A 25,864-nucleotide genomic window follows, 5' to 3' on the forward strand; every position below is an offset into this window, starting at 1 on the left:
GAGATGCGCAAACGCGCCGCGGACGTGGGACGGACACGAGAGCGCATCATCGAGGCCGCCGTGCATCTGCACGGCACCGCGGGCCCGGCGTCGACGAGCATCTCGGCGATCGCCGAGCGGGCCGGGGTCACGCGGCTGACCGTGTACCGGCATTTTCCGGATGAGACGGCGTTGTTCGAGGCGTGCTCGGGGCACTGGCTGTCGCGGCAGAGGCTGCCCCGGCCCGAGGAATGGGGCGCATACGAGACCCCCCTCGAGCGGCTGGCGGCCGGGCTCGCCGACATCTACCGCTTCTACCGTGCGGGCGAGCAGATGCTGACGCTGGTCATCCGCGACCAGCACGCCGTACCCGAACGGATCCGCCGGTCCCGGGAGGAGACGACCCGGAGGTACGTCGAGGCGCTGGCCAGTGCCTGGCCCGCGGCGGACGCCCCGGTCCGGCGGGCGGTGATCGGCCATGCCGCGGCGTTCTCGACCTGGCGCTCTCTGTGCCGGGAACAAGGACTCACCGACCGCGCGGCAGTCGAGGTCATGACCACCCTGGTGGAAGCGGTCGGGGCGAAGCCGTGAAGAGCGAGGCCGCGCGACGATGGAGATCGCGCCCGCTCACCCGCGGGGGTGGAGTCGAACGGTTGCCTGATACTGAAGATCCAGGCCCGTGCCCGTGAAACCGGGCGAGTCCCGTTTTGGAGCAGTGATGTCGGAACACCTCAACGCCGTTGGTCAGCCCGTGGGCGAGCCCGTCCCGGACTGGACGCCCCGGCCCGCTCCGGCACGTGTCTGCCTGGAAGGCGTCCGCTGCCGGCTGGAGCCGCTCGACGCACTGCGGCACGCGGACGACCTCTTCGCCTCCTACGCCACCGCGCCGGACGGGCGGGACTGGACCTACCTGCCCACCGAGCGGTTCGACCGGGCCGAGGACTACCGCGAGTGGGCCTTGGGAGCTGCGGCCGGCGACGACCCGCTGCACTACGCGGTGATCGACCGTTCGACGGGCCGGGCCGTGGGCACGCTGTCCCTGATGAGGCAGAACCCGGCTGACGGAGTGATCGAGGTGGGCTACGTGGTGTTCTCGCCGCTGATGCAGGGAACCCCGCTGTCGACCGAGGCGCAGTACCTGCTGATGTCGTACGCCTTCGACGAGCTCGGCTACCGGCGCTACGAGTGGAAGTGCGACGACCGCAACGAACCGTCCCGCCGGGCGGCGGAGCGCCTGGGGTTCACGTTCGAGGGAATCTTCCGCCAGGCACTGGTCTACAAGGGCCGCAACCGGGACACCGCCTGGTTCTCCGTACTGGACCGGGACTGGCCGCTGCTGCGCAAGGCGTTCCGGGCGTGGCTGGCGGAGGACAACTTCGACGCCGACGGCCGCCAGCAGCGCTCGCTGTCCGCGCTGCGCGCGGCGCTGCGGGACTGAGACGGTGCGGTGACCAGCCGCTGGGGACGGGGCCGCCGAGGCGCGCGGGAGGGAGGACGGCGCAGGCGCGACGTGGGGGAGTCGGTCAAGCGCCCGGTAGCACCAGGCCCGACTCGTAGGCGATGATGACCAGTTGGGCCCGGTCCCGGGCGGCCAGCTTCCCCATGATCCGGCTGACGTGAGTCTTCGCCGTGAGGGGCGAGAGGCCCAGCGTCTCCGCGATCTCGGTGTTGTTCAGGCCGCGGGCCACCAGAGCGAGGACCTCGCGCTCGCGGCCCGACAGACCTTCCGGGCCGGCCGTGGCCGGGACTTCCGGAAAGGACAGAGCCCGGGCGATGAGCCGGGAGGTCGGGCCGGGCGACAGCAGGGCCTCCCCGGCCGCGACCGTGCGGATGGCGGCGAGGAGTTCCGCCGGGTGGATGTCCTTCACGACGAAACCCGAGGCGCCCGCTCGTAGCGCCTGCATGACGTGCTCGTCGGTGTCGTACGTGGTGAGGACCAGCACCTTCACCCCGGCCAGGTCCTCGTCGGCGACGATCAGCCGCGTGGCCCCGATTCCGTCGAGCTCGGGCATGCGCAGGTCCATGACCACCAGGTCGGCCCGGGCCGAACGAGCCAGCTCCACGGCTTCCCTGCCGTTGGCCGCCTGACCCACGACCTCCATGTCCGGCGCCGATTCGACGAGCATCGCGAACGATGCCCGCACGAGCGTCTGGTCGTCCGCGAGCAGGACCCGGATCACACCGTCACCCCTCTCCTCGAGACCGGCAGCGCTGCCGTGACCTCGAAACCCCCGCCATCGCGCGGGCCCGCGCTCAGTGTGCCGCCCACGCTCCTCGCCCGCTCACGCATCCCGAGGATCCCGTATCCGGACCCACCCGGTCCACCGGACCTGGTGCCGCCGTTGGTCACCCGTACCGTCAACACCTCCTCCTCCAGCACGACGTCGACCCGCAGGTCCGCGCCCGGTGACCCGTGCCGCACGGCGTTGGTCAGGGACTCCTGCACGATCCGGTACGCCGCCGCGCCCACCGCCGCCGGGACCTTCGCCGCTCCCGTCCTCACCGTCAGGTCCGCGCCGGAAAGCCGTACGAGATCGGGCAGCGCGGCCAGGTCCGGCAGTGGGCCCTCCGGGGAGGCCCTCAGCACGTTCAGGGTCGTCCGCACCTCGGAGCGGGCTTCGCGGCAGGTCTCCGCGATCCCGTCGAGCGCTCGGACGAGCGCCTCCCGGTCGAGCCGGTCGGGGTCGGCGACCAGGACGTGCGCGGCGACCGACGTCTGCACGCCGATGAGGGTGATCGAGTGTGCGAGGAGGTCGTGCAGATCCCTGGCTATCCGCAGCCGCTCCTCGGCCACCTTGCGCTCCGCCTCGCGCTCCGCCCGCTCGAGCACTCCCGCCACCAACTGCCGGTAGAGCCGGATGCTGGCGCCGAAGAGCAGCATGGCGATCACCCAGCCGGAGACCCTGAGCAACTCGACCATCTCGTGCGGGTTGGCGAAGAGCTGCATGGTGAGGGTGATGGACGTGATCGAGAACCCCACGACCACCGTGCGCTTCGGCCGGCCGGTCGAAGCGACGGTGTACAGCGCGGTCATCGAGGCCGGTATGGGCGCCATGTGCATGAAGTCGAGTGCGTGGTACGGGGTGACGCAGGCCACCACGGCCACCAGCACCGCCATGGGCGCCTTGCGCCGCCACGCCAGCGGGACGTGCGCGGCGAGCAGCAGTGCCCAGCCCAGGGCGTCCGGGCGACGGCCGTCGTCGACGGTCAGAGCGAGCAGCGCCGCAATGACCGCGAAGACTGCTGCGACCGTCGCGTCGCACCGCACCGGGTACGGCGCGGCCTGCGGGTCGCGGGTGAAAGCCGCTGCGAAGTCCATGGCGTCCATCCTCCCTGCGGTCAGGGGCTCCTGACAGTCCGGGGAGCCCCTGACCGCGCCCTGATCAGACCCGTACGGGATCTCGCTCGGTGTCCGAACCAGCGGTCGGCGCCGGCTTCTTGGCCAATGGGCCCGGCCACCACACCCTCCGGCCGAGCAGCACGCTCGCGCTGGTGACGAGGTAGGTGCGGACCAGGAAGGTGTCGAGCAGGACGCCGACCGCGATCACGAAGCCGAGTTCGGCCAGTTGCACCATGGGCATGTTGACGAGGACCGCGAAGGTGGCGGCGAGGACGAGTCCCGCCGAGGCGATCACCCCGCCGGTGGTGCGCAGGGCGGTCAGGGCCGCGGCGCCCGGCTCCACCCCCTCCAGGCACTCCTCGCGCATCCGGTGCATCAGGAAGATGCCGTAGTCGACGCCGAGGGCGACGAGGAAGACGAAGGAGAGCAGCCCCAGGCCCGGGTCGGTGCCCTCGAAGCCGAAGAGCGGCTCGAAGACGAGGCCGCCGATGCCGAGGGCGGCGACCCACACGGCGACGACCGCGGCGACCAGGATCAGCGGGGCCACGAGGCTCCGCAGCAGCACGATCAGGACGAGCAGGACGACCACGATGACGAGCGGGACGACGATGTTCCGGTCGCCGGCGTTGGTGTCGGTCAGGTCGAGCTGTTCGGCGCTGGGCCCGCCGACGTACACGCCGTCACCGAGCGCGGAACGCAGCTCCCTGATGGTCGAGGTCTCGGCCGGTGACTGCGGCGGGTGCGCGGCGATGACCGAGATCTCCATCCAACCCTCCCCGCTGCGGCCCCGTTCGACTTTCGCGACCCCCTCTGTGGCGCGGGCGGTTTCCAGCGTGTTGGCGGAGGCGGAGGTCGGGGCGACGACGGTGATGGGCTGGGTTCCCCGCTCCGGATACGCGGTGGCCAGCGTCTTCATCGCGGCGACGGCCTCCGGGGTGGAGCTGAAGGAATCCTCCTGCTTGAGGGCCCCGGGCATGTTCAGCGCGCCGAGTGCGAGGGCGGCCAGCGCGGCGGCGCCCGCGAGGAGGACGACGAGGGGCCGCCGACCGGCCGAGGAGCCCATGGCGGCGAAGAAGGAGCGGCGCGCCGCTTTCGGCTCGCTGCCGTACGCCGGGATCAGGGGCCAGAACACCCGCCGGCCGAGCACGACGAGCAGAGCGGGGAGGAGCGTCATCATCGCGACGAGTGCGCACAGCACACCGACGGCGGCGGTGGGCCCCATCCCCCGGCTGCTGTTCATGTCGGCGGCCAGCAGGCAGAGCATGCCGAGGGCGACGGTGCCGGAGGAGGCGAGGACGGCGGGGCCGCAGCCCCGCAGGGCGGCCGCCATCGCGTCGTGGGAGCGCGGGGTGCGGCGCAGTTCCTCGCGGTAGCGGGAGACGAGGAGGAGGGCGTAGTCGGTGCCCGCGCCGAAGACCAGGATGGTCATGACGCCCGTGCTCTGGCCGGACACGCTGATGTCGAACCCCTGGTGGAGGGCGTAGGTGACGGCCATGGAGAGGTAGTCGGCGATGCCGGCGGCGATCAGTGGGACGAGCCAGAGGAAGGGGCTCCGGTAGATGATGATCAGGAGGAGGGCGACCACGGCGACGGTGGTGTACAGGAGCGGCCCGTCGAGGGAGTTGTAGACCTCGCTCGCGTCGGTGGCGAGCGCGCCGGGGCCGCCCACCTCGCCGCTCACGGTCTCACGGATGTCGTGCACGAAGGCGTCCCTGGCCTCCTCGTCCGTGCCGGGCTCGGTGCTGGACACGGCGTACAGGAGCGTGCTGCCGTCCTGGGAGGGCACGGCCTGCGGCGGCGCGGTGAGGGGGTGTTCGGCGGCGACCTGCCCCACCTCCCGGGCGGCGGTCGCCTTGTCCTCGGCGGTCAGTCCGCCGTCGCGGTGGTAGACCAGCACGAGGTCGGTCGAGTCGCCGCCGGGCATCCGCTCGCTGATCTTCGCGACCTGGGTGGAGTCGGCGCTCGCGGGCAGGTAGTCGACCGCGCGGTCGCGCTGTACGTCTCCGAGCTTTCCGGCGAGGGGTGCGGCGAGGGCGATCACCATCACCCACAGGGCCAGCACCCCCCACCCGACCATCCTCTTTCGGCCTTCCATCGGGGCCCCCTTCATCAGTGCTCATCGGGTCTGTCCCAGACTCCCGCCGGCGGAAGGCCGGTTCGTCGCACTGACGGCCGAGTTGAGGGGTACTGCCGGGGGTGGTGCACCACGGGGACTACTCCCGGGGGAGTACGGCGCGGGCTCCGCGGCGAGGGAGCGCCTCAGCCCAGTTGCTCGGCCAGCGCGACGATGATGCCGGACGGACCGCGGAGGTAGCAGAGCAGGTAGCTGTCCTCGAACCGGGCGATCTCGCCGATGAGTTCGGCGCCGTGCGGGCGCAGGCGGGCAACGGTGTCCTCGATGTCGTCGACGGCGAACATGACGCGGTGCGTGCCCAGAACATTGTGCGGACGGTCGCGCGGCCCGTCGCTGATCACCGCCGGACTGCGGTACTTCGCCAGCTCGATCCGGCTGTGACGGTCCGGCGTCCGGAGCATCGCGATGTCACACTGGACGCCGTCGAGCCCGGTGCACCGGTCGGCGAAGAGGCCCTCGACCTCGCCCCTGCCCTCCAGCTCCATACCGACTTCCACGAAGAACGCGATGGCGGCGTCGATGTCCTCGACGACGATGCCGACGTTGTCCATCCGCTGAATCGCCATATCGGCCTCTCCTTCTTCCTCGCGCGGCCGGCGCCGGCCGCTGCTGTCCCCGCTGCCGGATACTTCCGCGTCGATGCGCAGGGTGAGCGCTCCGGCGTCGCGTCTCCCCTGTCGATTCACGCTGCCGGGCCACTCCCGTACGGCGCGGGTGGCCTCCCCGGCGGACGCTCGGGGCTGACGGAACCGCCGGGGACCGGCCGGTCGTCGGCCGGGTCGATGGCTCGCACGTATTCGGGGTGTGAGGTGCCGGGGCGAGTCCGGGTTGCCGCGTGCGACGTTGACCGAGACACCTTCGGGGCGCAGGTGGTGGAGGCCGGTGCCGGGACCGGTGGAGGTGTCGATGGCGCCGTGTGACGGGGCCAGACGTGTTCGCGGCTCTCGGTCGTCGGCGCGCGCTGGGCGGCCCCCGCGCCCGGGCCCGCGGTCGGCGGGCCCGGGCGGGGGCCCGGACGGGGGGATCACTGTGGGGACGCGCTCCGCGCCTGCCATGTCCCGGCCTCGGCCAGGAATCGGCCTCGGCCGGGAACACGTGCACGCCGTGCACCCGGCCTGTGACGACCCGGGGGAGGCGCCCCCTTCGTTCCGCTCGTCAGGGAGCGTCGACGAGGACCCGGCCGTCGGTCGGCACTGCCGCCGCGAGCCCGTTCGCGTACGCGGCCTGCACGCGGGAGCGCTCGGTCGCGTTCGGCACGGCGTTGGTGCAGGCCGTCCCGGCGCTGGACCCGGACATCAGCTGGGTGCACGGGCCCGGCTTGGTGTCCGGGAGGCCGAGGCTGTGGCCCAGCTCGTGCGCCGCGATGCGCGTCTTGTCGTACCCCTGGCTCACGGCCTGCGCGCCGAGTTCGACCCGCACCTGCCGCCCCGGACGGACCGGGCCGAGGGTGGCCTGCGGCCAGCCGGTCGTGGCCACGATGACGATCTCGGCCCGGACTCCGGGCGCGGCCTCCACCAGTCGTACATTGCTGACGTTCGCGTTCCAGGAGGCGACCCCGGCCGCGATGGCCGCTTCCCAACCGCCTGCCCGACTGTCGTCATAACGGAGCGTCACCACTGCCGCGGCGGCGTCCGGTACGGCCACGGGCGCGGGCGCCGCGGTCGCGCCGGTTGCCGCGGCGAGGACCAGCGCGGCGGCAGAGGTGCCCGCTTTCAGCCAGGTGCCCAGGGACATGGACGTGCTCCTTCACATGTGGGGGGACCCAGCCCCTCGGCGGAGCCGGGGCGCGGAGGCGCCGCCACCGCCCGCCGGTGGCCCGCACGTTCGGACAGCCGCCCCTCCGAAGCCCTAAGAAGGTAGCCCCGCACCCCACTTTTCCGTCATGCACCTGCCAGCCATTTCCAGTACGTGCTCAGGCCGCTGCCCGGTCAGCGGGCGTCCCGGCCGGGGCAGGCGCTCAGCAACTCGGATCCGAACTGCCGACACGAGACCAGGGCGGGGCCTGCGCAGGGCGGCCGGTGTGGCCGCCCTGCCGGACCGCTTACGGGCGAGTTCCGGTCGTACCCGGCGGCATCGGGCCGGGCGGGGACGGGGGGCCGGGCCTATACGACGTGGAAGCTCCACCGCTGGTTCAGCTGGTCGTCGCCGAGGCACGTCCACTGGAAGACGTTGGCCCCGTTGAGGTGCGAGGCACCCGCCACGTCGAGGCACTTCCCGCTGTGCTGGGCGATGATGTTGTACGTGTAGCGGCCGTTCTGGACCCTCTCATTGGCGAGGAACCACCGCTGGTTGCGGTACGTGTCCGCCAGGCAGTCCCATTGGAAGACATTGGCCGCGTCCTTGTGCGAGGCGCCCTGCACATCCAGGCACTTCCCGCTGTGCGCGGCCCTGACGCGCATGATCCCGTCGGAGTTGATCTCCAGGTACCACTGCTGGTTGTACTGCGTGGAGGAGAGGCAGTCCCACTGGAACACGTCGGCGCCGTTGCTGGGCGAGGCGCCCTGCACGTCCATGCACTTCCCGCTGTGCACGGCCCTGATCTGGAGCAGTTGAGCGGATGCAGCGGTGTCCGACATCCGCACCGAGCCCGCCGCCTGCGGCCCGGGCGCCGGCGCGGCGGCGGCGCCTTGCCGGGCGTTGGTCAAGGCCGCAGAGCCACCGGAGCCGTTCGTGGCCGATGCGGTCTGCGGAGCGATCAGCCCGCCCAGCAGGAGCGCGGCCAGGGCCGCAGTCGTGCTCATGCGTACCGGGTACCTCATGGGTTCTCCCTGTGATCGAAGTCGATGCGACCGGGGTGGGGTTGAGCGAGATGACTCGCCCGGGGATTGGCCCGGGGCGAGGTGCGCCGGAGGGGGACCGCCGCCCCCCTGTGCCGGGTGGGGATCCCGGTCGGCGGCGGTCCCCGTCGAGAGCAAGGCTCGTCGGTCGCTCGGTTGTTGCGCTGCACGTCACTGGGGTTGAAACAATCCGGGACGGACGCGCGGGCGGGAGTCCGGTCACCTCACCGGTGCGTGACGGGGCACGTACTGCGGTACGGGAGTTCCGGTATGAGGGCCCGCCACCGGGACCGTTCGACACCGCCGCCGTGGCGTGCGCACAGGGCCGCCGCGGCCTCCTCGGCTCCGGCCGACCGGACCACCGGTGCGGTGTGCCGTCCCTGGGAGACCACGGAGGCACCGTCCGGCGTGAAGGTGAGCCGGGACACCGGCTCACCGGTGCCGGGCAGTGGGGCACCCAGCGGCGAGCGGGCCGCGATGTCCCACAGGCGGACGGCACCCGTCACGTCCCCGGTCGCGAGGACGCTGCCGTCCGGCGAGAACGCCGCGGCCGTGAACCAGCCCGGAGTACCGTCCGTGCCGTACGCGCCGCCGTCGAGGACGGCGAGGGCCCCGGCCGGCGGGTCGTCCCAGAGGGTGACGCGGCCGCTGCCGTCGGCCAGGGCCAGCCGCCTTCCGTCCGGACGGAAGGCGGCCGCGAACTCCGAACCGACGAGCCCGGCAACCTTGTCGGTGCGCTCGCCGGGCAAGGCGGACACGGCGCCGTCCGGCAGGACGAGCGCGCCGCCGTCGGGCCGGACGACGATCCGTTCGGTGTCCTGCCCCAGCGGGTGGACCAGCCGGGACCCGGTGAGGTCGCAGAGCCAGGCCGAACGGTCGGCCACCGCTGTGCACCCCGCGTACACCACCGGCTTCCCGTCGCGCAGTACCGGTGCGAGTGCGGTGACGGTGAGCGTGCCCGGGACCCCTGGCGCCGTCTTCGGCACGACCACGTCCGGGAGGGGCTTTCCGCGGCGCACGTCCCACACCTTCACGGTCTCCGTGAGGGGTTTCCGACGGGCCGTGGGGCCGTAGGCGAAGAGGCGGCCGTCCGGGCTGAACGCGCCTGTGACCGGGCCGGTGTGCGCGCCGGCGGCCTGCCGGGACAGGACGGGCAGCCTGGCCGTGGGGCGGGCGGACGCGGTGAGCGGGTCGCCGCGGCCGCCGGTGCCCGCGGCACCGGCGTACAGCTCGGGGACCACCGAGCCGCCCTTGCGCCGCAGGACGATGGTGGCGGAGCCGTCCGGCGACGGGTGGACGGCGTCCGAGCCCTGCGGGGACCAGGCGGCGTCGTGCATCGGACCGAGCCGCAGCGCTCCCACGCGGCGCTGGTCGGCGTGCACGTACCGCAGCAGCCCGGCCCGGTCGTCGATGCGGACGTCGGTGGGCCGGTCGTGGCGCAGGTCCTGGTAGAAGGCCAGCGGGACAGGGCGGTCGTCGGCCGTGCGCCACACGCGTGCGGCCTGCGGTGTCACGGCCGCCAGGAGAGTGCCGTCCCGGTTGAAGGAGAAGCCGGTCACGCCGGCTGCCGGGAGCACCCGGGCGGGCGGACCGCCGTGCTTCGTGGACGAGACAAGGACGCCGGTGTCCAGCCGGACGGCCAGCCAGGCCCCGTCTGGGCTCAAACGCATGGAATCCGTCCCGCACGTGCCCGCCGGGACGTGCGGGACGGCAGGTGAACCGCCCGCGAGCCTGCGCCGCCCCGGCACGTCCCACACTTCGATGCCCCGCCGCCCGCAGAGCGCCGCCCGTCGGCCGTCCGCGCTGAGGGCCACGCCGGTGGAGGCCCGGGCGGCGGGCACGGCGAACAGCGGGCGGCGGCCGCCGACGTCCCACAGCCGTACGGTCCCGGGAGCGGCCACGGCCAGTGTCCGGCCGCCGCCCCAGGCGAGGCCGGTCGCCGCGTGCACGCCGTACAGCACCAGCGCGGTCTCGGTGGCGGTCCGCAGGTCCCGCAGCCGCACTTCGGCCCAACGGCGTGTGGTGTTGGCCGGGCCCCCGCCCTGGCTGATCGTGGCCGACCGCGTGCCGTCCGGGCTCGGCCGCACCCGTTCCGGCGGATCCGCCGGAACGGGCTGCACCGATGCCGGCTCCGGGGGTCGGGAGGGGCCGGGTTCCGACTGGGGCAGGAGTTCCGGGACCGCGTACGGGCCGACGGGTACCCGTACCGGCATCGGCAGGCGGTAGGAGGACAGTCGGCTGCGCGCACGCAGGTCCCACAGCGCCACCGTCTGGCGCCCGACCACCGTCAGAGTGCGGCCGTCCTCACTCGCGAACTCGCTCCGTGCACGGCCGTTGCCGTCTCCCAGCGTGAGGACGCTCTCGGTCCGGTCGCCCAGGGCGGCGAACAGACCGGCCCTGGTCTGCGGGGTCCGCGCCAGACGCCAGGCCACGACGTTGAGACGGGCCGCCGTCCGCGGGTCGGTGGCGCGCAGGCCCTCGGCGACGGCGGCGGTGCGCAGCGCGACCGCCGTGTCGCGGCGCTCCCGGGCCGTCCGGCCGGCCTGCCAGGCCACGGTGCCGGCGATCAGGGCCAGTACGGAGATCAGGGCCAGCAGCGCCTGGGCGGCCCTGCGGCGGGCCGCCGCGAGGGTACGGGCCCGTGTGCTGGCCGTCAGGTACTCGGTCTCGGAGGGTGTCAGCCGCTGGGGGCCGGCATCCGGGAGCAGCGGCGCGAGTGCCGTGAGCAGCGCGGCCGGGGCGAGGGCACTGGGGTGGCGGCCGAGCTGTTCCCAGCTTTCGGCGGCCGCGGTGAGCCGGTGGTGGAGGCGCAGTTGTTCCCGGCTGTCGTCGACCCAGTCGTGCAGGCGCGGCCAGGAGGCGATCAGGGTCTCGTGGGACAGTTCGACCGTGTCTCGGTCCAAGGTCACCAGCCGGGACGTGGCGAGTGCGTCGAGGACGTGCCGTACTTCGTCATCCGGGCCGAGTTCGGCCCGGTGGGCCGGGCGGCCGGTGTCGGGGAGCCCCTCGCCTCCCGGTCGGACGAGGCGCAGCAGGATGCGACGGGCGATGCGGGCCTGCGTGGCGTCGAGTCGGCCGTACGCCGTTTCGGCGGTGCGGGCGATGGCGCCGTGCACCCCGCCGGTTCGTTCGTAGGCCTCCAGGGTCAGCCGGCGGGCCGTGCGGCGGTGCCAGGTTTCCAGGAGCGTGTGGGAGAGCAGCGGGAGGGCGGCGGTGTTGCCGTGGACCTCGTCGACCAGGCGCGCGGTCAGGGGCCGCTCCACCACGAGGGACCGGGCGGCCGCCGGGCCGACGATCGCCTGGCGCAGTTCGTCCCTGGTCATGGGTACGACGGGCAGGCTGGCCGCGCGTACCGCCGATGCCAGCGCGGGGTCGCCGAGGCAGTGGGCGTAGAAGTCCGCCCGGATGCCGAGCACCACGCGGACCCGGCTCGTGTCCCCTTGTGCCGTGTGCAGCAACTCCTTGATGAAGAGGGCCCGTTCGTCTCCATCGGTGCAGAGCGTGAAGACCTCTTCGAACTGGTCGACGATGAGCCAGGTGTCGCCGGGCCCGTCGGCGGGTGCGAGGTTTCCGCGGTGCCGGTCCAGCGGCCGGGCTCCGGGGGTGAGCAGCCTGACCGCAGTCGCCGTGCTCCCCGGCGCCCGTAGCCGGGGCGCGAGCCCGGCCCGCAGGAGCGAGGACTTCCCGCTGCCGGAGGGTCCGAAGACGGCCACGACCCGGTGCTCGCGGGTGAGCGCGGTCAGGTCGTCGACCAGCCGGTCGCGGCCGAAGTAGAGGTCCCGGTCGCCTGGTTCGTACCTGGCCAGGCCGCGGTACGGGGCGGGTTCGTCGTGGTGCTCGGCGGCCAGGGCGGCCAGCTCGTCGGCCGTGTGCTGCCAGCGGGCGCGCCAATGATCGGGGTCCCCGCCGCAGGCGGCCGCGTAGGCGAGCAGCACGGGCAGGGTGGGGAGCTGCTCTCCGGACGCTGCCCGTGAGAGCGTCGCCACCGAGTACGTTCCGGCCCGGCGGGCCATCGCCGCGTACGTCGGGCTGCCGGCCGAACGCCGTAGTTCCCGCAGCGCTGCGGCCAGCGCGGCCGTCGGCCCGCCCGCAGGGTCCAGCGGCTTTTCCAGACGCCCCACGCCCGCCCCCCTGTCGGCGGGCCCCACCGGTCCGCCCCGATCATGCACCCAACAGGCAGGCGGTCGGCCGTCACAAGGCGCGTTCGCGCCGTGTGCGGGACGGTGCTGCGGGTGGTGTCGGGGCTGGCGGGATCCGAGCGGTCCCGCGCGGGCCGGTGGGGCTGCGGGCTTTCCGTGGTGGTCAGGCCGTAGGGGAGCGGGTCGAGGTGATCACGACGGACGTGTAGGGCATGGTGGCGTGGCCGCCGAGCCTGTCGATCGCAGTCCCGGCGCTGTCCAGGACTTCCGCCATTTTGTCTGGGGGGAGTCGGGTGAGGCCGCCGAAGGTGGGCAGCTGGTCGAGCCACTCCTCCCGGGTGTAAGTGCGCTCCCATGCGAAGCGCCATTGTTCCGGCTCGCTGAACCTGCCGGTCTGCCGGATCCCGTCGGCGATTCTCGCGAACAGTGGCCGATAGGCGTCCATGGCCGATCCGCTCAGCAGTCCTGGGTTGAACGGGATGTCGGGGGCGACCCGTCGGAGTGCTGTCGCGAGGGCGTCGACGACCTCGGCCGGGAGCTGGGGGACGTGGTGGAAGGGGGCGAGCCGGCCGCCGGGCCGGAGCACTCGGGCCGCTTTGGCCGCGCCGACGACGGGGTCCACCCAGTGCCAGGCGGTGCCGGAGATGACCGCGTCGAACTGCCGCCCGGCCGGCTCCCAGGCCTCGAACCTGGCGACCTCGACATCGACACGGTTGCGTCGCGCGAAGGCGGCCATCCGCTCGTCGGGCTCGACACCGAGCACCGTGCAGCCGGCCGCCTGGAACTGCCGGGCCTCGATGCCGGTACCGGCTCCGACGTCGAGGACGTGCCGACCGGGGCTCGCCGCGATGATCCTGTCCACCAGGGCCTCGGGGTACGGAGGTCGGGCGCGGTCGTAGCGTTCGGCGTCCACACCGAACGACTCGGCCGTCTGCCGGTGGAGGTGGGGCTCGGGTCCGGACTCGTCCGGCTGTCCCTGCGATAAAGTGGGCATGCGCCCACAATAGTGGGCAGTCGCCCACTTGCTGAGCGGGACGGGGCGGAAAGGGAGACAATGCCGACAGGGGTGCACATCCACAACGCGCGAGGCCAGTTGTTCGAAGCCGCTGAGCGCGTCCTGCTTCGGGACGGGCCCGACGCGTTGACCAGCCGGGCGGTCACGGACGAGGCGAACTGCGCCAAGGGCGTGCTGCACCGGCACTTCACCGACTTCGACGCTTTCCTGGCGGAACTGGTCCTCGACCGCGTCCGCGGCATCGAGGACCGAACCACGACTCTGCGCGCGGCCGCCGGCACCGCAAGCGTGGTGGACAACCTCTCCGACGCACTTCAGGACTTGTTCGGGCCGGTCACGGTGGCGATCGTCGCGCTCATCGCCTTCCGCGGCGGCCTCCGTGCCCGGCTGTGCGAGGCCGGTCTGACCGGCATCCCGCTGGCTGTGCAGGGCACCGCCATGATCGCCGCGTACCTCACCGCCGAGCGGGAGTCGGGGCGCTTGGCCGGTGACGCCGACATCGACACACTCGCCCCCACCCTCGTCGGGGCCGGGCACCTGCTGTTCGCCGACCGGACGAGCGCCCCACCGCAGACCGCCGCCGTCCGCAAGATGGTGATCACCGTCATCGCCGGAGCCCTGACCTCGCCGAGGACGAGCTGACGGCCCGCGCGTGGGATGAGGGCTCCGGACGGATGAAGTGGTCAGGAGACCCCGCCTCCCTCGACTTTGGCGATCATCGTGCGCAGCCGGACCCTGGCAGCGTCGCCGGCATCGGTGAGGTGCAGGTTCTGTCCGGTGTCGATCCGTGGCCAGCCACGGTGGAGCAGCCGGTCGATGACCCGGGAGATCTCGTTCTGCCCGTTGCCAAGAGGGGGCAGCTGGGCGATCACGTCTGCCCGGCCGGGTGCCGCCGGCCCGTCGGTTACGCGGTTGAGCACCCAGTACTGAGGCGGGGTGGCATCGATTCTGGCCATGGCGTCACGCAGGTGCCGGGTCACGGCCTCGTGGGCGAGGCCGTCAAGAGAGGAGAAGGCCTCCACCACGCTGTCAGGTCGTCGCCACCGTCACGGTCCTGGAGCGGGGACCGGCTCGCCCCCTGCGCCGGCGCAGGGGGGCGGAGGCCGGCTCAGGCCCTGGGTGCGATCTCCTCCAGTTCGTCGACCGTGCCGGACATGACGACCCGGTAGTGGTAAAGGACGTTACGGGTCTCGAAGCCGGTCGGGTCGTCGGGGTCGTCGTAGTAGGAGTACTCCCCGACCTCGATCAGCGGCGAGGTCACCAGCGGCTTCAGCAGGACCACGCGCGGCTGTTCGGGAAACGGGTGAAGCACCGTCGGGTCGGCGGGGAGACGATTCATTCAGTCACTCCAGGTCGGCGATCGCGGGTGCGCGGACTGGGACTTCGGGTTGCGGGTGAACGTGACGGCCGTCCCGGGCCGAGCGGCGACGTGTTGTTCACGGGCGCCAGTGGGGCGGCTGCCGGGAGGCCATGGGTGCGAGTCCGAGGTCGGCCAGGGCGGACGCGCCGGTCGCGGCGTGCGCGCCCCCGGCGAGCAGGAGCGTGCGCGCCCACTGGTAGCGGCAGCCGGCCGCCTCGAAGGCCGACGCGGTGGCGAGCAACTGCGGCAGATCTTCGCCGAGCAGCGCCTCCGCCCGGTCCACCAGGGCGGTGGCGACCGGGTTCCCGGCGACCACGGCCCGGGCGGCGGCGACCCGCGCCCGGGCGTCCGGGTGCCCGGCGAGGACCGCTGCCTCGGCCCGGAGCGCCGTGTACCAGTGCAGCCACACCCAGCAGACCCACTTCCACACCTGCTCCGGCTCGGGCGCGATGCGCTCCAGGGCCGCGTCCGCGTCCCCGTGGTGGAGCAGGACCATGGCGTCGAAGACGGCGCCGTGGCCGTGGTGGTGGTCTTCCTTGCTGCCTGTCCGGTCGGTGATCGTGAGCCAGGTCGCCCGGGCCTCGTCGTCGCCTCGCAAGCCGTGGATCATCGCGACGGACGCCGCGGCCGGACCGAGTGAGAAGGACCGTTGCCGGCCGGACTGCTCCCACGCGTCGAGGAAGCGCACGCTGCTGGTGAGCACCGCGTCGGCATGGCCCGCGAACGCGTCCGCGACCAGCAGCCAGGACGTGGCGTGGTCGCCCACCTCGGCCAGCTGCGGCTGGCCCGCGAGCTGGTCGCCCCACCGGCGGGCCGCCGACAGCTCGCCCGTACCGACGGCGGTCGCGGCGGCCATGGCGAGGGCGTCGATCAGCTCGTGCGTCCGGGCAGGGGCGCTCGGTGCCGAGGTCAGGATGCCGATCCGGGCCCGGGCGGCGGCCGCGGCGGCGAAGCTCTCACCCGCCCAGCTCTGGGCGCCGGAGAGCGCGTCGAGGGCTGCGGACCGTGCCACCGGGTCGCCCGCGCGCCGGGCGAGTTCGACGGCCCGTTCGGCGCACGCGACGGTGTCCGGTGCGGTGTTGTCGGGAGCCCCCTGGACCGCGCCGAACGCGTCCGCGACCACCGCGGCCTCGGCCAGCGCGAGAGCCGCCTCGGCGGCCGGGTCGTCGTCATCGGCCTGCTCGCGCGCCGCCGCGAGCAGGCCGGTCACCTCCTCCGCGGACGGAACCCGGCTGACGAACGTGCTGGAGAAGCGGTACGCGGCGGTGGCGGCAGCCGCCAGGTCGCGGGCGGCCCCGGCGCCGTCCCCGGCCCGGCGGGCGGCTTCGGCGGCGGCCTGGTGCAGGCGGTACATGTCGTCGCCGAGCCTGCGGCACCCCGCCACCCCGGCGGCCTGCCGCAATGTGGTTGCGGCGTCGGCGTCGGCAGTGAGCAAGGCCGCCTGCTCGTAACGCTGTTGGGCCTCGCCCAGCAGGTTCCGGGTGAAGGCCAGCTCAGCCATGGCCAGGGCGAGACGGCACGCGTCCGCGCGCTGCTCCGGCCGGCCCGCGGCCCAGGTCAAGGCGGCCCGCAGGTCCTCCGCGACCGCATCGAACCGCACTCGCCAGTCCGAGCCGCCGCCTTCCTGGAGGCCGGCCGCACCGGCCAGGCACCATGCCAGGTGGCGCGACCGGACATCGTCGAGCTCACCGGCGTCGGCGAGCCGCTCCGTGCCGTACTGACGGAGGGTCTCCAGCGCCTGGTAGCGGGTGCCGGTGTCGGACGGGGTCACGGCGAGCAGGCTCTGCTCGGCGAGCCTGCCGAGCCCGTCGGCGACCGCGGCCGCCCCCGCCGGACCGAACTCGGCCACCTCGGCGGCCGCCTCGGCGGTGAACGGAGCGACGAACGCCGACACCCGCCGCAGCAGTGCCCGGTCCTGCGGCTCGAGCAGGTCGTGGCTCCAGTCGAGGACGGCCCGCACCGACCGGTGCCTGCCGTCGGCACGGGGGCCGCCGGCGAGGATCCGGAGCTGGTCGCCGAGGCCGGCCGCCAGGCCGTCCAAACCGAGTGTGGACCACCGGGCCGCCGCCAGTTCGATGGCCAGCGCCATGCCGTCGAGCCGTTCGCACAGCGCCGCGATCCGGTCGCGTTCCGCCGGGGCCGGGGCCCTGCCGACCGCCGCCGCCCGCTCCAGGAACAAGGCCACCGCGTCCGACTCGCCGCCGCCGACGCGCGACAGCGGCGGAACCGGGAAGACCCACTCGAACGGCACCATCAGCCGGGCCCGGCTGGTCGCGAGCACCCGTATCCCCGGGCACGCCACGAGCAGCCGTTCCAGGAACGGCGCCACCCCGTCGCGCACCTGCTCGCAGTTGTCCAGTACCAGCAGCGCCTGACGGTCCGCCAGCGCGGCCACCAGGGCGTCGTCGATGCCGCGCCCGGGCTGCTCGCCCACGCCCATGGCCGCCGCGACCGCCGCGCCCACCCGCCCGGGATCGGTGACCGGGACCAGGTCGACGAAGCACACCCCGTCGGCGAAGTCGCCCGCCACGTCAGCCGCCACCGCCAGCGCGAGCCGCGTCTTGCCGACCCCGCCCAGACCGACGGCGGTCACCAGCCGACGTGCCGTCACCGCCGCGGCCAGCTCCCCGCGTTCCCGTGTCCGGCCGACGAACGCCGTCAGCGGGGCCGGGAGCGCGGGTGCCGGGCGCGCCTGCTCGGCACGCGACGGTTCGGGCGCGTGCCGGGACAGCGCCCGCCGGTCCGGCACCTCCAACTTCCGCAGCAGCGAGGAGACGTGCGACTCGACCGTCCGTACGGAGATGAACAGCCGCGCGGCTATCTCTGCGTTGCTCAGATGCTCCCCGAGCAGCGCGAGCACGTCGGCTTCCCGAGCTGAGATCACTGGAGTGGACACCGGGTCATTATCCGTAGTGCTTCCCCGTATCCGTAGTGCATTCCGTGGCCAGCACGGAGGCGCTCCGTACCCTGCCCGGGGGAAGCTGTGATCACAGGGAACGAGCCCGGCGGACCACACCGGGCGGATCGGTTCCGCGACGACAGGAGTGACCGTGACCAGCTCTTCCACCCAGGGGATGAAGACCGTGCTGCATCCCGTGTCCGACCTCGCCCAGGCCAAGGCGGTGTACGCCGCGCTGCTCGGTGTCGCCCCGCAGACCGACGGGCCCCACTACGTCGGCTTCGAGGCCGCCGGCCAGCACGTCGGCCTCCTCCCGGGCGGCGGGCCGCAGGGCCTGACGGCGTCGCTGGCCTACTGGCACGTGTCGGACATCGAGGCGAAGCTCGCCGAACTGACCGCCGCGGGCGCCACCGTCAAGGAGCCCGCGCACGACGTCGGCGGCGGCCGCCTGGTGGCCACCGCCATCGACCCCGACGGCAACCCCATCGGACTGGTGCAGGACCGATGAGCACCCCGATGAGCACCCCACCCCGCTCCCGCGCACAGCGTCGTCGCGACACCGAGCACCGGCTCGGCCGCGACATCGACGTCTGGGTGGCCAGTGCCTCGGCGGACGGCGTCCCACACCTGGTACCGCTGTCCTTCGACTGGGACGGCGAGGTGCTCTTGGCGGCCACCCCGGCGGAAAGCCCCACCGGCCGGAACCTGGCCGCCACCCGGACCGCTCGGCTCGCCCTCGGCCACACCCGTGACGTCGCCATGATCGAGGGTCACGTCGAGGTCCTCGCCATCGATGCCCTGCCGCCGCACCTGGGTGGCCGGTTCGCCGCACGCACCGGCTTCGACCCGCGCTCCCTCGCCACCCGGTACCGCTGGTTCCGTATCACTCCTCACCGCATCCGGGCCTGGCGGGAGGAGAATGAGCTGGCGGACTGTGAGCTGATGCGCGACGGTCGCTGGCTGGTCTGACGCCCCGCCCGCTCCCGCCGCACGGCCGGGGGCCAAGCCCTCCCGAGCCGGTGGCACGGCCCCCGAACACGGGCCCGTAGGGCCCCGCTTCAAGATCCACACATCCAGAGCCTCACAAGGAGATCCACCATGAGCAGCACCGACAACCGCGCACACGAGGGATTCACGGCCGAGGAGCGAGCCGCGATGAAGGACCACGCACAGGACCTCAAGAAGGCGGCCCGCCGCGGCTCGAAGGCGGACAAGGCGGCGCAGGAGCACCAGGACGTGCTCGCGAAGATCGCGGAGATGCAGGACGCGGACCGGACCATGGCCGAGCGCGTCCACGCCGTCATCACCGCCACCGCCCCGGTCCTCGCGCCGAAGCTCTGGTACGGCATGCCCTCGTACGCGCTGGACGGCAAGGTCGTCTGCTACTTCCAGAGCGCCGAGAAGTTCAAGGCGCGCTACGCGACGCTCGGCTTCAGCGACCAGGCGAAGCTGGACGACGGCCCGATGTGGGCGGCCGCCTTCGCCCTGACCGAGGTGACGGCCGAGGCGGAGGCGCGGATCGCCGCCCTCGTGAAGCAGGCGGTGAGCTGAGGCGCGCCCGGTAGGTGGCCCTCATCTGCCGCGTACGCAACGGCAGTTGTCCCGCGGGATCAAGGTGGTGCAGCCGGGCGGTGCCGAGGCCTGCGCGGCCACGGCGCCACCTCGGGGCGGGACGGCCTCGAGTGCCCCGGACGGGCCCGAGCGTCAGGGTGTTTCGGCCCCGGAGGTGAGCGCTTTCAGGGTGGTGTCCAGCCAGCGCAGCTCGGTGCGGCAGGTGGCGCGGGCGGTGCACGGCGGGCCCGGGGCGAGCGGCATCGCCGCTCGTACCGAGGAGGAGTTCCTGGCCGGCGGATGGCGCCAGGTTCGCGAGAGCGCCGGGCCGCACTGGTGGTCCACCATGCGGCTGGCCGGTCGAGAGGCGCTGTACCGCAGTGCGGTGCACCGGGCGCTCGTCACCGAGCCTGCGATCCGCGACGTGCTGACGGCCCTGCCGATACCGCGTGCCTGCCTGCGACCGGAGGCCGACCCGCCGCTTCCCGGAGCCCAGGAACTCACCGAGGCGGGAGTCGAGGTGGTGTCGATCGCGGACTGCGGGCACAACATCATGCTGGACAACCCGGAGGCCTTCGCCCAGGCCACCGCCCGCGCCCTGCGAGAGTTCCAATAGGCCTCCGAGGACGGCTCCGAGAGTGCGGGGGTCGCTCTGCGCTGTCCCGCGCATCAGGGAGAAGCCTCGGCCGGACGCGCCGATGGCCTGAGCGTCCCGGTCCGGTCTACGGCGCGGCGACGGTGATGGCCGCGCGGTCGTCCTTGGGGTCGGTGTCGCCTGCGGGGCGCTGGGGGCCGGGGCCGGGAGCGTTCGGGTGTCCGGCCGCGTACTCGCGGTAGAGCCACACCTCGCCCTTGGCGCCCGCCACCATCCGGTCGATCCTCAGCTTGAACGCGAAGCGGGGCTTGTCGCCGGCTGTGTACGTGCGGGCGCTCTGTACGCAGAGGTAGTGGATCCTGCCCTGCCGGGTCGAGGCCCGGCACTGCGCGGGCAGCGTGGTGGCACGTACGCCGTCGGGCAGGGTCACCCGCGTGACCAGCCGGGCCCTGTCGTCCGTCGCGCTCGCGCCGGGCCCCTTGAAGTCGAAGCCGAAGGAGGCGCCGACGGTCCGGCCCGCCCGGCCGCGGACGGCGGCGCCGACGGCGGCGAACTCCGCGGGGTCCTGGACGGTCAGCCAGGCGGCGGCCCAGTTGTCGGTCTCCTCCAGGTCCACGGCCAGCGGCGCCGTGCGCACCTTCGTCACCGTCAGGGCGGGGCCGGTGCCCTGGGCCCAGGTGCCGCCCTTGCGGAGCGCGGCGAGCGTCTCCTTGGTGTCCGCGAAGACGCCGTAGTCGATCCACTCGGAGTCGGCCCGCGGGCCGGCCTTGACGGTGGGCGACTCGGTCAGCCGCCAGGTGGAGCCGGCGGCGACGGTGCCCGGGATCGTGCACAGGGCGGCGTTGCGCTTGATGTCCGCGAACACGCCGTAGGCACAGTTGCCGTACCGCTTGGCGAAGCCGAGTCCCCGGGTCGTGCGCAGCCACACCAGGAGGCCCTTGGCCGGCTCGGTGCCCTTGTTGGAGAAGGAGACGGGCAGCGGCAGGGACGAGCCGGCCGGGATGCTCTGGGGCACGTCGCCCCGCGTGATCCGCAGGTCGTGGCCGCCGACGTCGACCTTGACCGTCCACGGCTTGACGGTGGCGCCGGCCGCCGTGGCGGTGACCTCGACCCGGCCGGTGACGCCGGACTTCGCGCCCTTGGCGGCGCGGACCCATACGCTCGACACGGCCCGCGATGTGGGGATGGCGTCGGAGTCCTCACAGACGGCGGTGTCCCCGGTGCGCCGGCAACTGCGGCTGCTCACACCCCAGTCGGCCTTGCCCTTGAGGGAGCCGAAGTCGAGGGTGACGGTGCGCTTGACGGGGGTGTTGTTCCCCTCGACGCTGGCGCGGATGTTCACGGTGAAGGTCTTCGACGGCGGCGTCTTGACGCCGCCGTGCACGGGTACGGCGATTTCGGCGGCGGCGGTCAGGCGGAGCTCGCGGGGTGCCGCCCCCGCTGCGGCCGGCGCCGGTGCCGGTGCCGGTACGGACGCCGGTGCCGGTGCCTCGGCGCCCGGTACGGCCTGCGCGTACGGGGCCGCGAGGCCCAGCGCCGCCACGGCGGCCACGGTCAGCAGCGGGATCTTCTTCATGCCGGGTTGGATCCGCGAGCGGTGCGCGAAGTTGTGGCCCCGAAGATCACGAAACGGTAACGCCGGAAGTCGGGGGATCGGGCCTCGGTGTGTCGTCCAGGACGGCCTCATAAATGATTTGTCCGATTCCCTTGACTCGCGCACGATGATCCGTCGTGAGTACCCCCCGCCGCCTCGCCGCCCTCCTGCCCGACCTGGCCCCCTGGCGTTCCAGCCGGGACTTCCGGCTGCTGTTCTGGCAGGGCACGGTCACGTTCTTCGGCTCCTTCATGGCGATGATCGCCCTGCCGCTCCAGATCAAGCACCTCACGGACTCGCCCCTCGCGGTGGGTGCGATGGGCGCGGTGGAGCTGATCCCGATGGTGGTCTGCGGCCTCTACGGCGGGGCACTCGCGGACGCCGTGGACCGGCGGCGGCTGATACTGCTCACCGAGGTCGGACTCGGCGTCCTGGCCCTGATCCTGCTGGTCAACGCGCTGCTCCCGACCCCCCTCCTGTGGCCGCTGTACGTGGTCGCCGCCGGGGTCTCCGGCCTCGCGGGCCTCCAACGGCCCGCCCTCGACTCCCTGATGGCCCGGATCGTCCCGCACGACCAGATGACCGCCGCGGCAGCACTGAACTCACTGCGCTACAACGTCGGCGCCATCGCCGCGCCCTCCCTGGCGGGCGTGGTCGTCGCGTACGCGGGGTACGCCTCCGCCTACACCATCACGGTGATCGGCTTCGCGGTCTCCGTCCTGCTGTGCACCCGGCTGGCGCCCGCACCCCCCGTCCACGGTGCCGAACGGCCCTCGCTGCGCTCCATAGCCGAGGGCGCCCGGTACGCGTGGAGCAGGCCGGTGCTGCTCGGCACGTACGCGGTGGACCTCGCGGCGATGTTCTTCGCCTTCCCCAACACGATCTTCCCGTTCCTCGCGGACGAACTGGACGCGGTGTGGGCCCTGGGCCTGATGTACGCGGCGGGCGCGGTCGGTTCCCTCCTGCTGGGCCTGACCAGCGGCTGGACCTCCCGGGTCCACCGGCACGGGCTGCTGGTGATCGGCGGGGCGACCGTCTGGGGCCTGGCCGTGGCGGCGGCGGGGTGGACCGGCAGCATCTGGGTGGTGCTGGCCTGCCTGGCCGTGGCGGGCGCGGGCGACATGCTCAGCGGTCTCGGCCGCGCCACGATCTGGAACCAGACCATCCCCGAGGAGCTGCGCGGCCGCCTGGCGGGCATCGAGGTCCTCTCGTACAGCGTCGGCCCGCAGCTCGGCCAGGTCCGGGCGGGCACGACGGCGGGCTGGACCGGTACCCGCTCCGCGTTCTGGACCGGTGGCGTGGCCTGCGTGGCCTCGGTGGCCGTCCTGTCCGCGCTGCTCCCGAAACTGTTCACGTACGACGCCCGTACCGACGAGGACGCGATCCGCCGCCGCGCCGCCCGCGAGCCCGCCGCCCCGACCCCGGCCGCCTGACCGGTGCTCCGAAGGCTTCCCGGCGGCGGCCGCGTCCGGAGCCGTCGGCCGCGGCGCTTCGAACGAGCGGGGAAAGGGAGGAGAGCGATACGGCCGGCCGGGCCGGACGCTCACGTCAGCAGGCGCAGCGATGTTGCGGCGATGCCCAGTCGTACGCTCTGGCCCCAGGTCAGCTGCAGGGAATCGGCCTCCATCCCGTCGCCGAACACCGTCATCCGGTCCGACTCCACGGTCAGCCGCAGCCCCTGCTCCGATTCCAACTCGCCCGCCACCCTTGAGGTCCCGGTCGCGGGCGACGGCCAGGCCTCGCGCACGAACCACAGGAGCCGGCGGTCGCACGGTGCGGGCAGTCGTACGGTGCTGCCGCGCTCCAGCCACAGGGAGCGCAGCCAGCCGGTGGCCCCGGTGCCGGTGCCGACGAGCACCCCGGAGGACGCCTGGGCCTCGCCCGGGCCCTGCTCACCGTCGGGGCCCAGGCGGTAGCGGGCCGTCTGATGGCCGGGCGGCCCCAGGTAGATCTCGTTCAGTGCGAGAAGGCGCTGGGTGTCGTCGGCGACCGCCTCGACCATGGTCAGGTCCTCCGTCTGCCCCCCGGTGCTCGCGGTACGCAGGAGGGCGGCCGTGTCGGCGCAGCGGTGACGGACCAGGATTCCGGGGTTGCGTCCCGGGTCGGTGTCGATGCCGACCACCGGCTGTCCGGTCAGGTACTTCGCGGTGTTGGCGACCAGGCCGTCCTGCCCGACCACGACCACCACGTCCTCCGGCCCGAACAGGAAGCGGTCCAGGTCCGCCCGCTCCACCTGGGAGCTGCGCCAGGTGAGCGGTACCGCCGCCGCCACCTCCCGCAGCGCCTGCCGGGTCCGACCGTGGCGTTCGACCACCTCGCTGATCGAACGGCCCCGGCTGGACAGGAAGAACGCGGCCTGCCCGTGTGTCCCGTGCCGGGCGACCAGTTCCTCGTACTCGGTCCTGCGGTGCACGAGCACCGCGCGCGGGGCCAGGCTCACGCGTCCGCCCCGGAGTCCGGACGCCCGAGCTTGCTGAGGAGGCCGGTGAGGACGTCCGGGGAGAGCGTGATGCTCTCGACCCGCGGCAGGTTCTCCGCCATCCGGGTCGCCGCCAGCGCGTACAGCGTGGCCGGGCCGGCCTCGCCGTGCACCGCCAGCCAGGCGGACTGCGCCTCGGCGCGCGCCGAGCCCGTCGCGCGTGCCGCCTCGGCGTCCGCGAGGGCCAGACGGACCTTGCGGGCCGCCTCGGCCTCGGTGCGCACGCTGTCGGCCGCCGCCTTCTCCTCGGCCTCGCGGCGGGAGTTGATGCCGCGCTGCTCGACCAGCTCCTCCTCGCGCCGGGCCAGTTCGATCTGACTGGCCAGCTCGTTCTCGGCGATCGCACGCTCGCGTTCGACGGCGACGGCCCGCCGTTCGTACGTGGCCCGGTCCGCCTCCTGCTGGATCTGCTCGCGGGCCGGTGTGCGCAGGGCGCGCTCCACCTCGGCCTCGGGCCGGATCGCGACGACCCGCACGGTCACCACCTCGATGCCGGTGGCCGGGAGCCTGGGCTCGGCGGCGAGACCGGCGGCGACGCTCTGCCGTACGGAGGCGACTCCGTCCACCAGGGCGCCGGCCAGCGGGGTCCGGGCCAGCACGTCCAGCGTGTGCTGCTGCGCGGTCTCGGTGAGAAGGGTGGAGATCTGCTCCAAGGGCGCGCCGCGCCAGGTGCCGGTGTCCGGGTCGACGGAGAAGTCGAGCCGGTCCGCGGCCGCGGCCGGGTCGTTGATCCGGTAGGTGACGGTGGCCTGCACGGTGACGTCCTGGAAGTCGGCCGTACGGGCATGGAAGGCCATGGCCAGCTCCCGGTCGTCGACGGGTACTTCGGACAGCGCCGCTGACAGCGACCGGTACCAGAAACTGAGCCCCCGGCCGTCATGGGCGAGCCGGCCGCGCTTGTGGTGGCGGATGTGGGCGGTGGGCGCGGATCGCAGATGACGCCAGCCGAAGCGCCGGGTGATGTCGGCCATGGTGGACCCCCCTCTATTTCGTCATCGTGACGATAATCGCCGTGTATCGATATCGTCAAGAGGACGAAAAAGATTCGTTCCGGGTCGGCCTGAACCGCGGGCGCCCGAGGACCCTCACGACACGGCCCGGCCGCCCGCGGGATCGGAAAGTGTGAGCTCCGGCCTGCGGGCTGCCTGCGCCGACGAGCGGCGCCGGGTCCGAGGGGCTTGTGCCCGCGAGGAGTCGGGGGTGAGGATCAGGTCATGATCAAAGGCGTGATGTTCGACTTCTCGGGGACGCTCTTCCGCGTGGAGCCGACGGCGGACTGGCTGCGCGCCGTCGTGGACGCAGCAGGAGTCGAGGCGACGGAGGCGGAGCTCGCCGCGTGCGCCGCCCGCCTGGAGGAGGCCGGAGCGCTGCCGGGGGGCGCCTCGCCCGCGCGGCTGCCGCATCACCTGGTGCAGGAGTGGGAGACCCGCGACCTGAGCCCCCAGGCCCACCGCTCGGTGTACACGGCGCTCACGCGCGGCGCCGGACTGCCCTGGCCGGAGCTCGTGGAGCCGCTGTACGACCGTCACCACACCCCGGCCGCCTGGCGCCCGTACCCGGACACGGACGCGACGCTGCGCGCCCTGCGCGGGCGCGGGGTGCCCGTCGCCGTCGTCAGCAACATCGGCTGGGACCTGAGGCCGGTGTTCCGCCACCACGGCGTGTACGAGCTCGTCGACGCGTACCTGCTCTCGTACGAGGAGGGCGTCCAGAAACCGGACGCGCGGCTCTTCGCGGCCGCCTGCGAGGCGCTCGGCCTGCCGCCCGAGGAGGTCCTGATGGTCGGCGACAGCCGGCAGGCGGACGGCGGCGCGGCGGCCCTCGGATGCCGGGTGCACCTGGTCGAGCACCTGCCCGTCGAGCAGCGGCCCGGCGCTCTGACGGAGGTCCTGCGGGAGCTGTGAGGGACACCCTGATTCATATGACCGGGTCAAGTGCGGGTGGCAGGTGGCTTCGTGCGGGTGAACCGGTGGAATCGTCCCGTCGCGCGGGTGGTGCGCCC

21 protein-coding genes and 2 pseudogenes are annotated in these 25,864 nt (G+C 73.3%); 9 read left to right on the forward strand and 14 right to left on the reverse strand.

Features of this window, described 5'->3' with window-relative positions:
* Positions 1 to 24 precede the first annotated feature (24 nt).
* Both OG764_RS35825 and OG764_RS35830 read left to right on the forward strand, forming a co-directional pair.
* Positions 25 to 570 (forward strand): TetR/AcrR family transcriptional regulator, encoded by a 546-nt coding sequence (locus OG764_RS35825; RefSeq protein ID WP_328972516.1) that lies wholly within the window; start codon positions 25 to 27, stop codon positions 568 to 570.
* A 127-nt stretch (positions 571 to 697) separates the two neighbouring features.
* The gene (locus OG764_RS35830; RefSeq protein ID WP_328972517.1) at positions 698 to 1,417 is read left to right on the forward strand and encodes a GNAT family N-acetyltransferase; all 720 of its coding nucleotides are present in this window, start codon (positions 698 to 700) and stop codon (positions 1,415 to 1,417) included.
* 85 nt (positions 1,418 to 1,502) lie between these two features.
* On the opposite strand, the gene OG764_RS35835 is transcribed toward OG764_RS35830, so the two are convergent.
* The 8 genes from OG764_RS35835 to OG764_RS35870 form a co-directional block, all read right to left on the reverse strand.
* The gene (locus tag OG764_RS35835) at positions 1,503 to 2,159 is read right to left on the reverse strand and encodes a response regulator transcription factor (protein WP_328972518.1); all 657 of its coding nucleotides are present in this window, start codon (positions 2,157 to 2,159) and stop codon (positions 1,503 to 1,505) included.
* A complete protein-coding gene (locus OG764_RS35840; RefSeq protein ID WP_328972519.1) occupies positions 2,156 to 3,298 on the reverse strand; it encodes a sensor histidine kinase in 1,143 nt (380 codons plus the stop codon). Before OG764_RS35840 ends, OG764_RS35835 begins: the two co-directional genes overlap by 4 nt.
* 64 nt (positions 3,299 to 3,362) lie before the next feature.
* Positions 3,363 to 5,414 carry an MMPL family transporter gene (locus tag OG764_RS35845; protein ID WP_328972520.1) on the reverse strand — a complete coding sequence of 684 codons (2,052 nt, stop codon included), beginning with the start codon at positions 5,412 to 5,414 and terminating at the stop codon, positions 3,363 to 3,365.
* Positions 5,415 to 5,578: 164 nt separating this feature from the next.
* Positions 5,579 to 6,019 carry a VOC family protein gene (locus tag OG764_RS35850; protein WP_328972521.1) on the reverse strand — a complete coding sequence of 147 codons (441 nt, stop codon included), beginning with the start codon at positions 6,017 to 6,019 and terminating at the stop codon, positions 5,579 to 5,581.
* A gap of 589 nt (positions 6,020 to 6,608) precedes the next feature.
* A complete protein-coding gene (locus OG764_RS35855) occupies positions 6,609 to 7,187 on the reverse strand; it encodes a snapalysin family zinc-dependent metalloprotease (protein WP_328972522.1) in 579 nt (192 codons plus the stop codon).
* 368 nt (positions 7,188 to 7,555) lie between these two features.
* A complete protein-coding gene (locus tag OG764_RS35860) occupies positions 7,556 to 8,194 on the reverse strand; it encodes an RICIN domain-containing protein (RefSeq protein WP_328972523.1) in 639 nt (212 codons plus the stop codon).
* Positions 8,195 to 8,454: 260 nt separating this feature from the next.
* Complete coding sequence (locus OG764_RS35865; RefSeq protein ID WP_328972524.1) at positions 8,455 to 12,351, reverse strand: nSTAND1 domain-containing NTPase; 3,897 nt, start codon at positions 12,349 to 12,351, stop codon at positions 8,455 to 8,457.
* Between the two features lie 181 nt (positions 12,352 to 12,532).
* Positions 12,533 to 13,363, reverse strand: coding sequence for a class I SAM-dependent methyltransferase (locus tag OG764_RS35870; RefSeq protein ID WP_328972525.1), 831 nt, complete (start codon positions 13,361 to 13,363; stop codon positions 12,533 to 12,535).
* A 72-nt stretch (positions 13,364 to 13,435) separates the two neighbouring features.
* On the opposite strand from OG764_RS35870, the gene OG764_RS35875 reads away from it, so the two are divergent.
* Positions 13,436 to 14,026, forward strand: coding sequence for a TetR/AcrR family transcriptional regulator (locus OG764_RS35875; RefSeq protein ID WP_328972526.1), 591 nt, complete (start codon positions 13,436 to 13,438; stop codon positions 14,024 to 14,026).
* Positions 14,027 to 14,088: 62 nt separating this feature from the next.
* Here the strand turns inward: OG764_RS35875 and OG764_RS35880 are convergent.
* From OG764_RS35880 to OG764_RS35890, 3 genes and pseudogenes are all read right to left on the reverse strand, one after another.
* A pseudogene (locus tag OG764_RS35880) lies at positions 14,089 to 14,382 on the reverse strand (MarR family transcriptional regulator); the annotation flags it as partial.
* A 167-nt stretch (positions 14,383 to 14,549) separates the two neighbouring features.
* Positions 14,550 to 14,723 (reverse strand): annotated as a pseudogene (locus OG764_RS35885) (antibiotic acetyltransferase); the annotation flags it as partial.
* 97 nt (positions 14,724 to 14,820) lie between these two features.
* Positions 14,821 to 17,640 (reverse strand): ATP-binding protein, encoded by a 2,820-nt coding sequence (locus OG764_RS35890; protein WP_328972527.1) that lies wholly within the window; start codon positions 17,638 to 17,640, stop codon positions 14,821 to 14,823.
* A 154-nt stretch (positions 17,641 to 17,794) separates the two neighbouring features.
* Between OG764_RS35890 and OG764_RS35895 the strand changes: the two genes are divergently transcribed.
* From OG764_RS35895 to OG764_RS35910, 4 genes are all read left to right on the forward strand, one after another.
* Positions 17,795 to 18,151, forward strand: coding sequence for a VOC family protein (locus OG764_RS35895; protein WP_328972528.1), 357 nt, complete (start codon positions 17,795 to 17,797; stop codon positions 18,149 to 18,151).
* Between the two features lie 8 nt (positions 18,152 to 18,159).
* A complete protein-coding gene (locus OG764_RS35900; RefSeq protein WP_328972529.1) occupies positions 18,160 to 18,612 on the forward strand; it encodes a pyridoxamine 5'-phosphate oxidase family protein in 453 nt (150 codons plus the stop codon).
* Positions 18,613 to 18,741: 129 nt separating this feature from the next.
* Positions 18,742 to 19,194: an iron chaperone gene (locus OG764_RS35905; protein ID WP_328972530.1), complete on the forward strand. Its 453-nt coding sequence runs from the start codon at positions 18,742 to 18,744 to the stop codon at positions 19,192 to 19,194.
* Positions 19,195 to 19,369: 175 nt separating this feature from the next.
* On the forward strand, positions 19,370 to 19,810 hold the full coding sequence (locus OG764_RS35910; protein ID WP_328972531.1) for an alpha/beta fold hydrolase: 441 nt from the start codon (positions 19,370 to 19,372) through the stop codon (positions 19,808 to 19,810).
* Between the two features lie 106 nt (positions 19,811 to 19,916).
* On the opposite strand, the gene OG764_RS35915 is transcribed toward OG764_RS35910, so the two are convergent.
* Positions 19,917 to 21,365, reverse strand: a complete 1,449-nt coding sequence (locus OG764_RS35915; RefSeq protein ID WP_328972532.1) for a hypothetical protein — start codon at positions 21,363 to 21,365, stop codon at positions 19,917 to 19,919.
* Positions 21,366 to 21,520: 155 nt separating this feature from the next.
* Between OG764_RS35915 and OG764_RS35920 the strand changes: the two genes are divergently transcribed.
* Positions 21,521 to 22,816 carry an MFS transporter gene (locus OG764_RS35920; protein ID WP_328972533.1) on the forward strand — a complete coding sequence of 432 codons (1,296 nt, stop codon included), beginning with the start codon at positions 21,521 to 21,523 and terminating at the stop codon, positions 22,814 to 22,816.
* Between the two features lie 110 nt (positions 22,817 to 22,926).
* On the opposite strand, the gene OG764_RS35925 is transcribed toward OG764_RS35920, so the two are convergent.
* Positions 22,927 to 23,823, reverse strand: a complete 897-nt coding sequence (locus tag OG764_RS35925) for a hypothetical protein (protein WP_328972534.1) — start codon at positions 23,821 to 23,823, stop codon at positions 22,927 to 22,929.
* Positions 23,820 to 24,833: an SPFH domain-containing protein gene (locus OG764_RS35930; RefSeq protein ID WP_328972535.1), complete on the reverse strand. Its 1,014-nt coding sequence runs from the start codon at positions 24,831 to 24,833 to the stop codon at positions 23,820 to 23,822. Before OG764_RS35930 ends, OG764_RS35925 begins: the two co-directional genes overlap by 4 nt.
* 243 nt (positions 24,834 to 25,076) lie before the next feature.
* Here OG764_RS35930 and OG764_RS35935 point away from each other — a divergent pair, with 243 nt between their 5' ends.
* Positions 25,077 to 25,766, forward strand: a complete 690-nt coding sequence (locus OG764_RS35935; RefSeq protein WP_328972536.1) for an HAD family hydrolase — start codon at positions 25,077 to 25,079, stop codon at positions 25,764 to 25,766.
* Positions 25,767 to 25,864 lie beyond the last annotated feature (98 nt).

It is taken from the genome of Streptomyces sp. NBC_00239, from assembly GCF_036194065.1.
Lineage (GTDB): Bacteria > Actinomycetota > Actinomycetes > Streptomycetales > Streptomycetaceae > Streptomyces.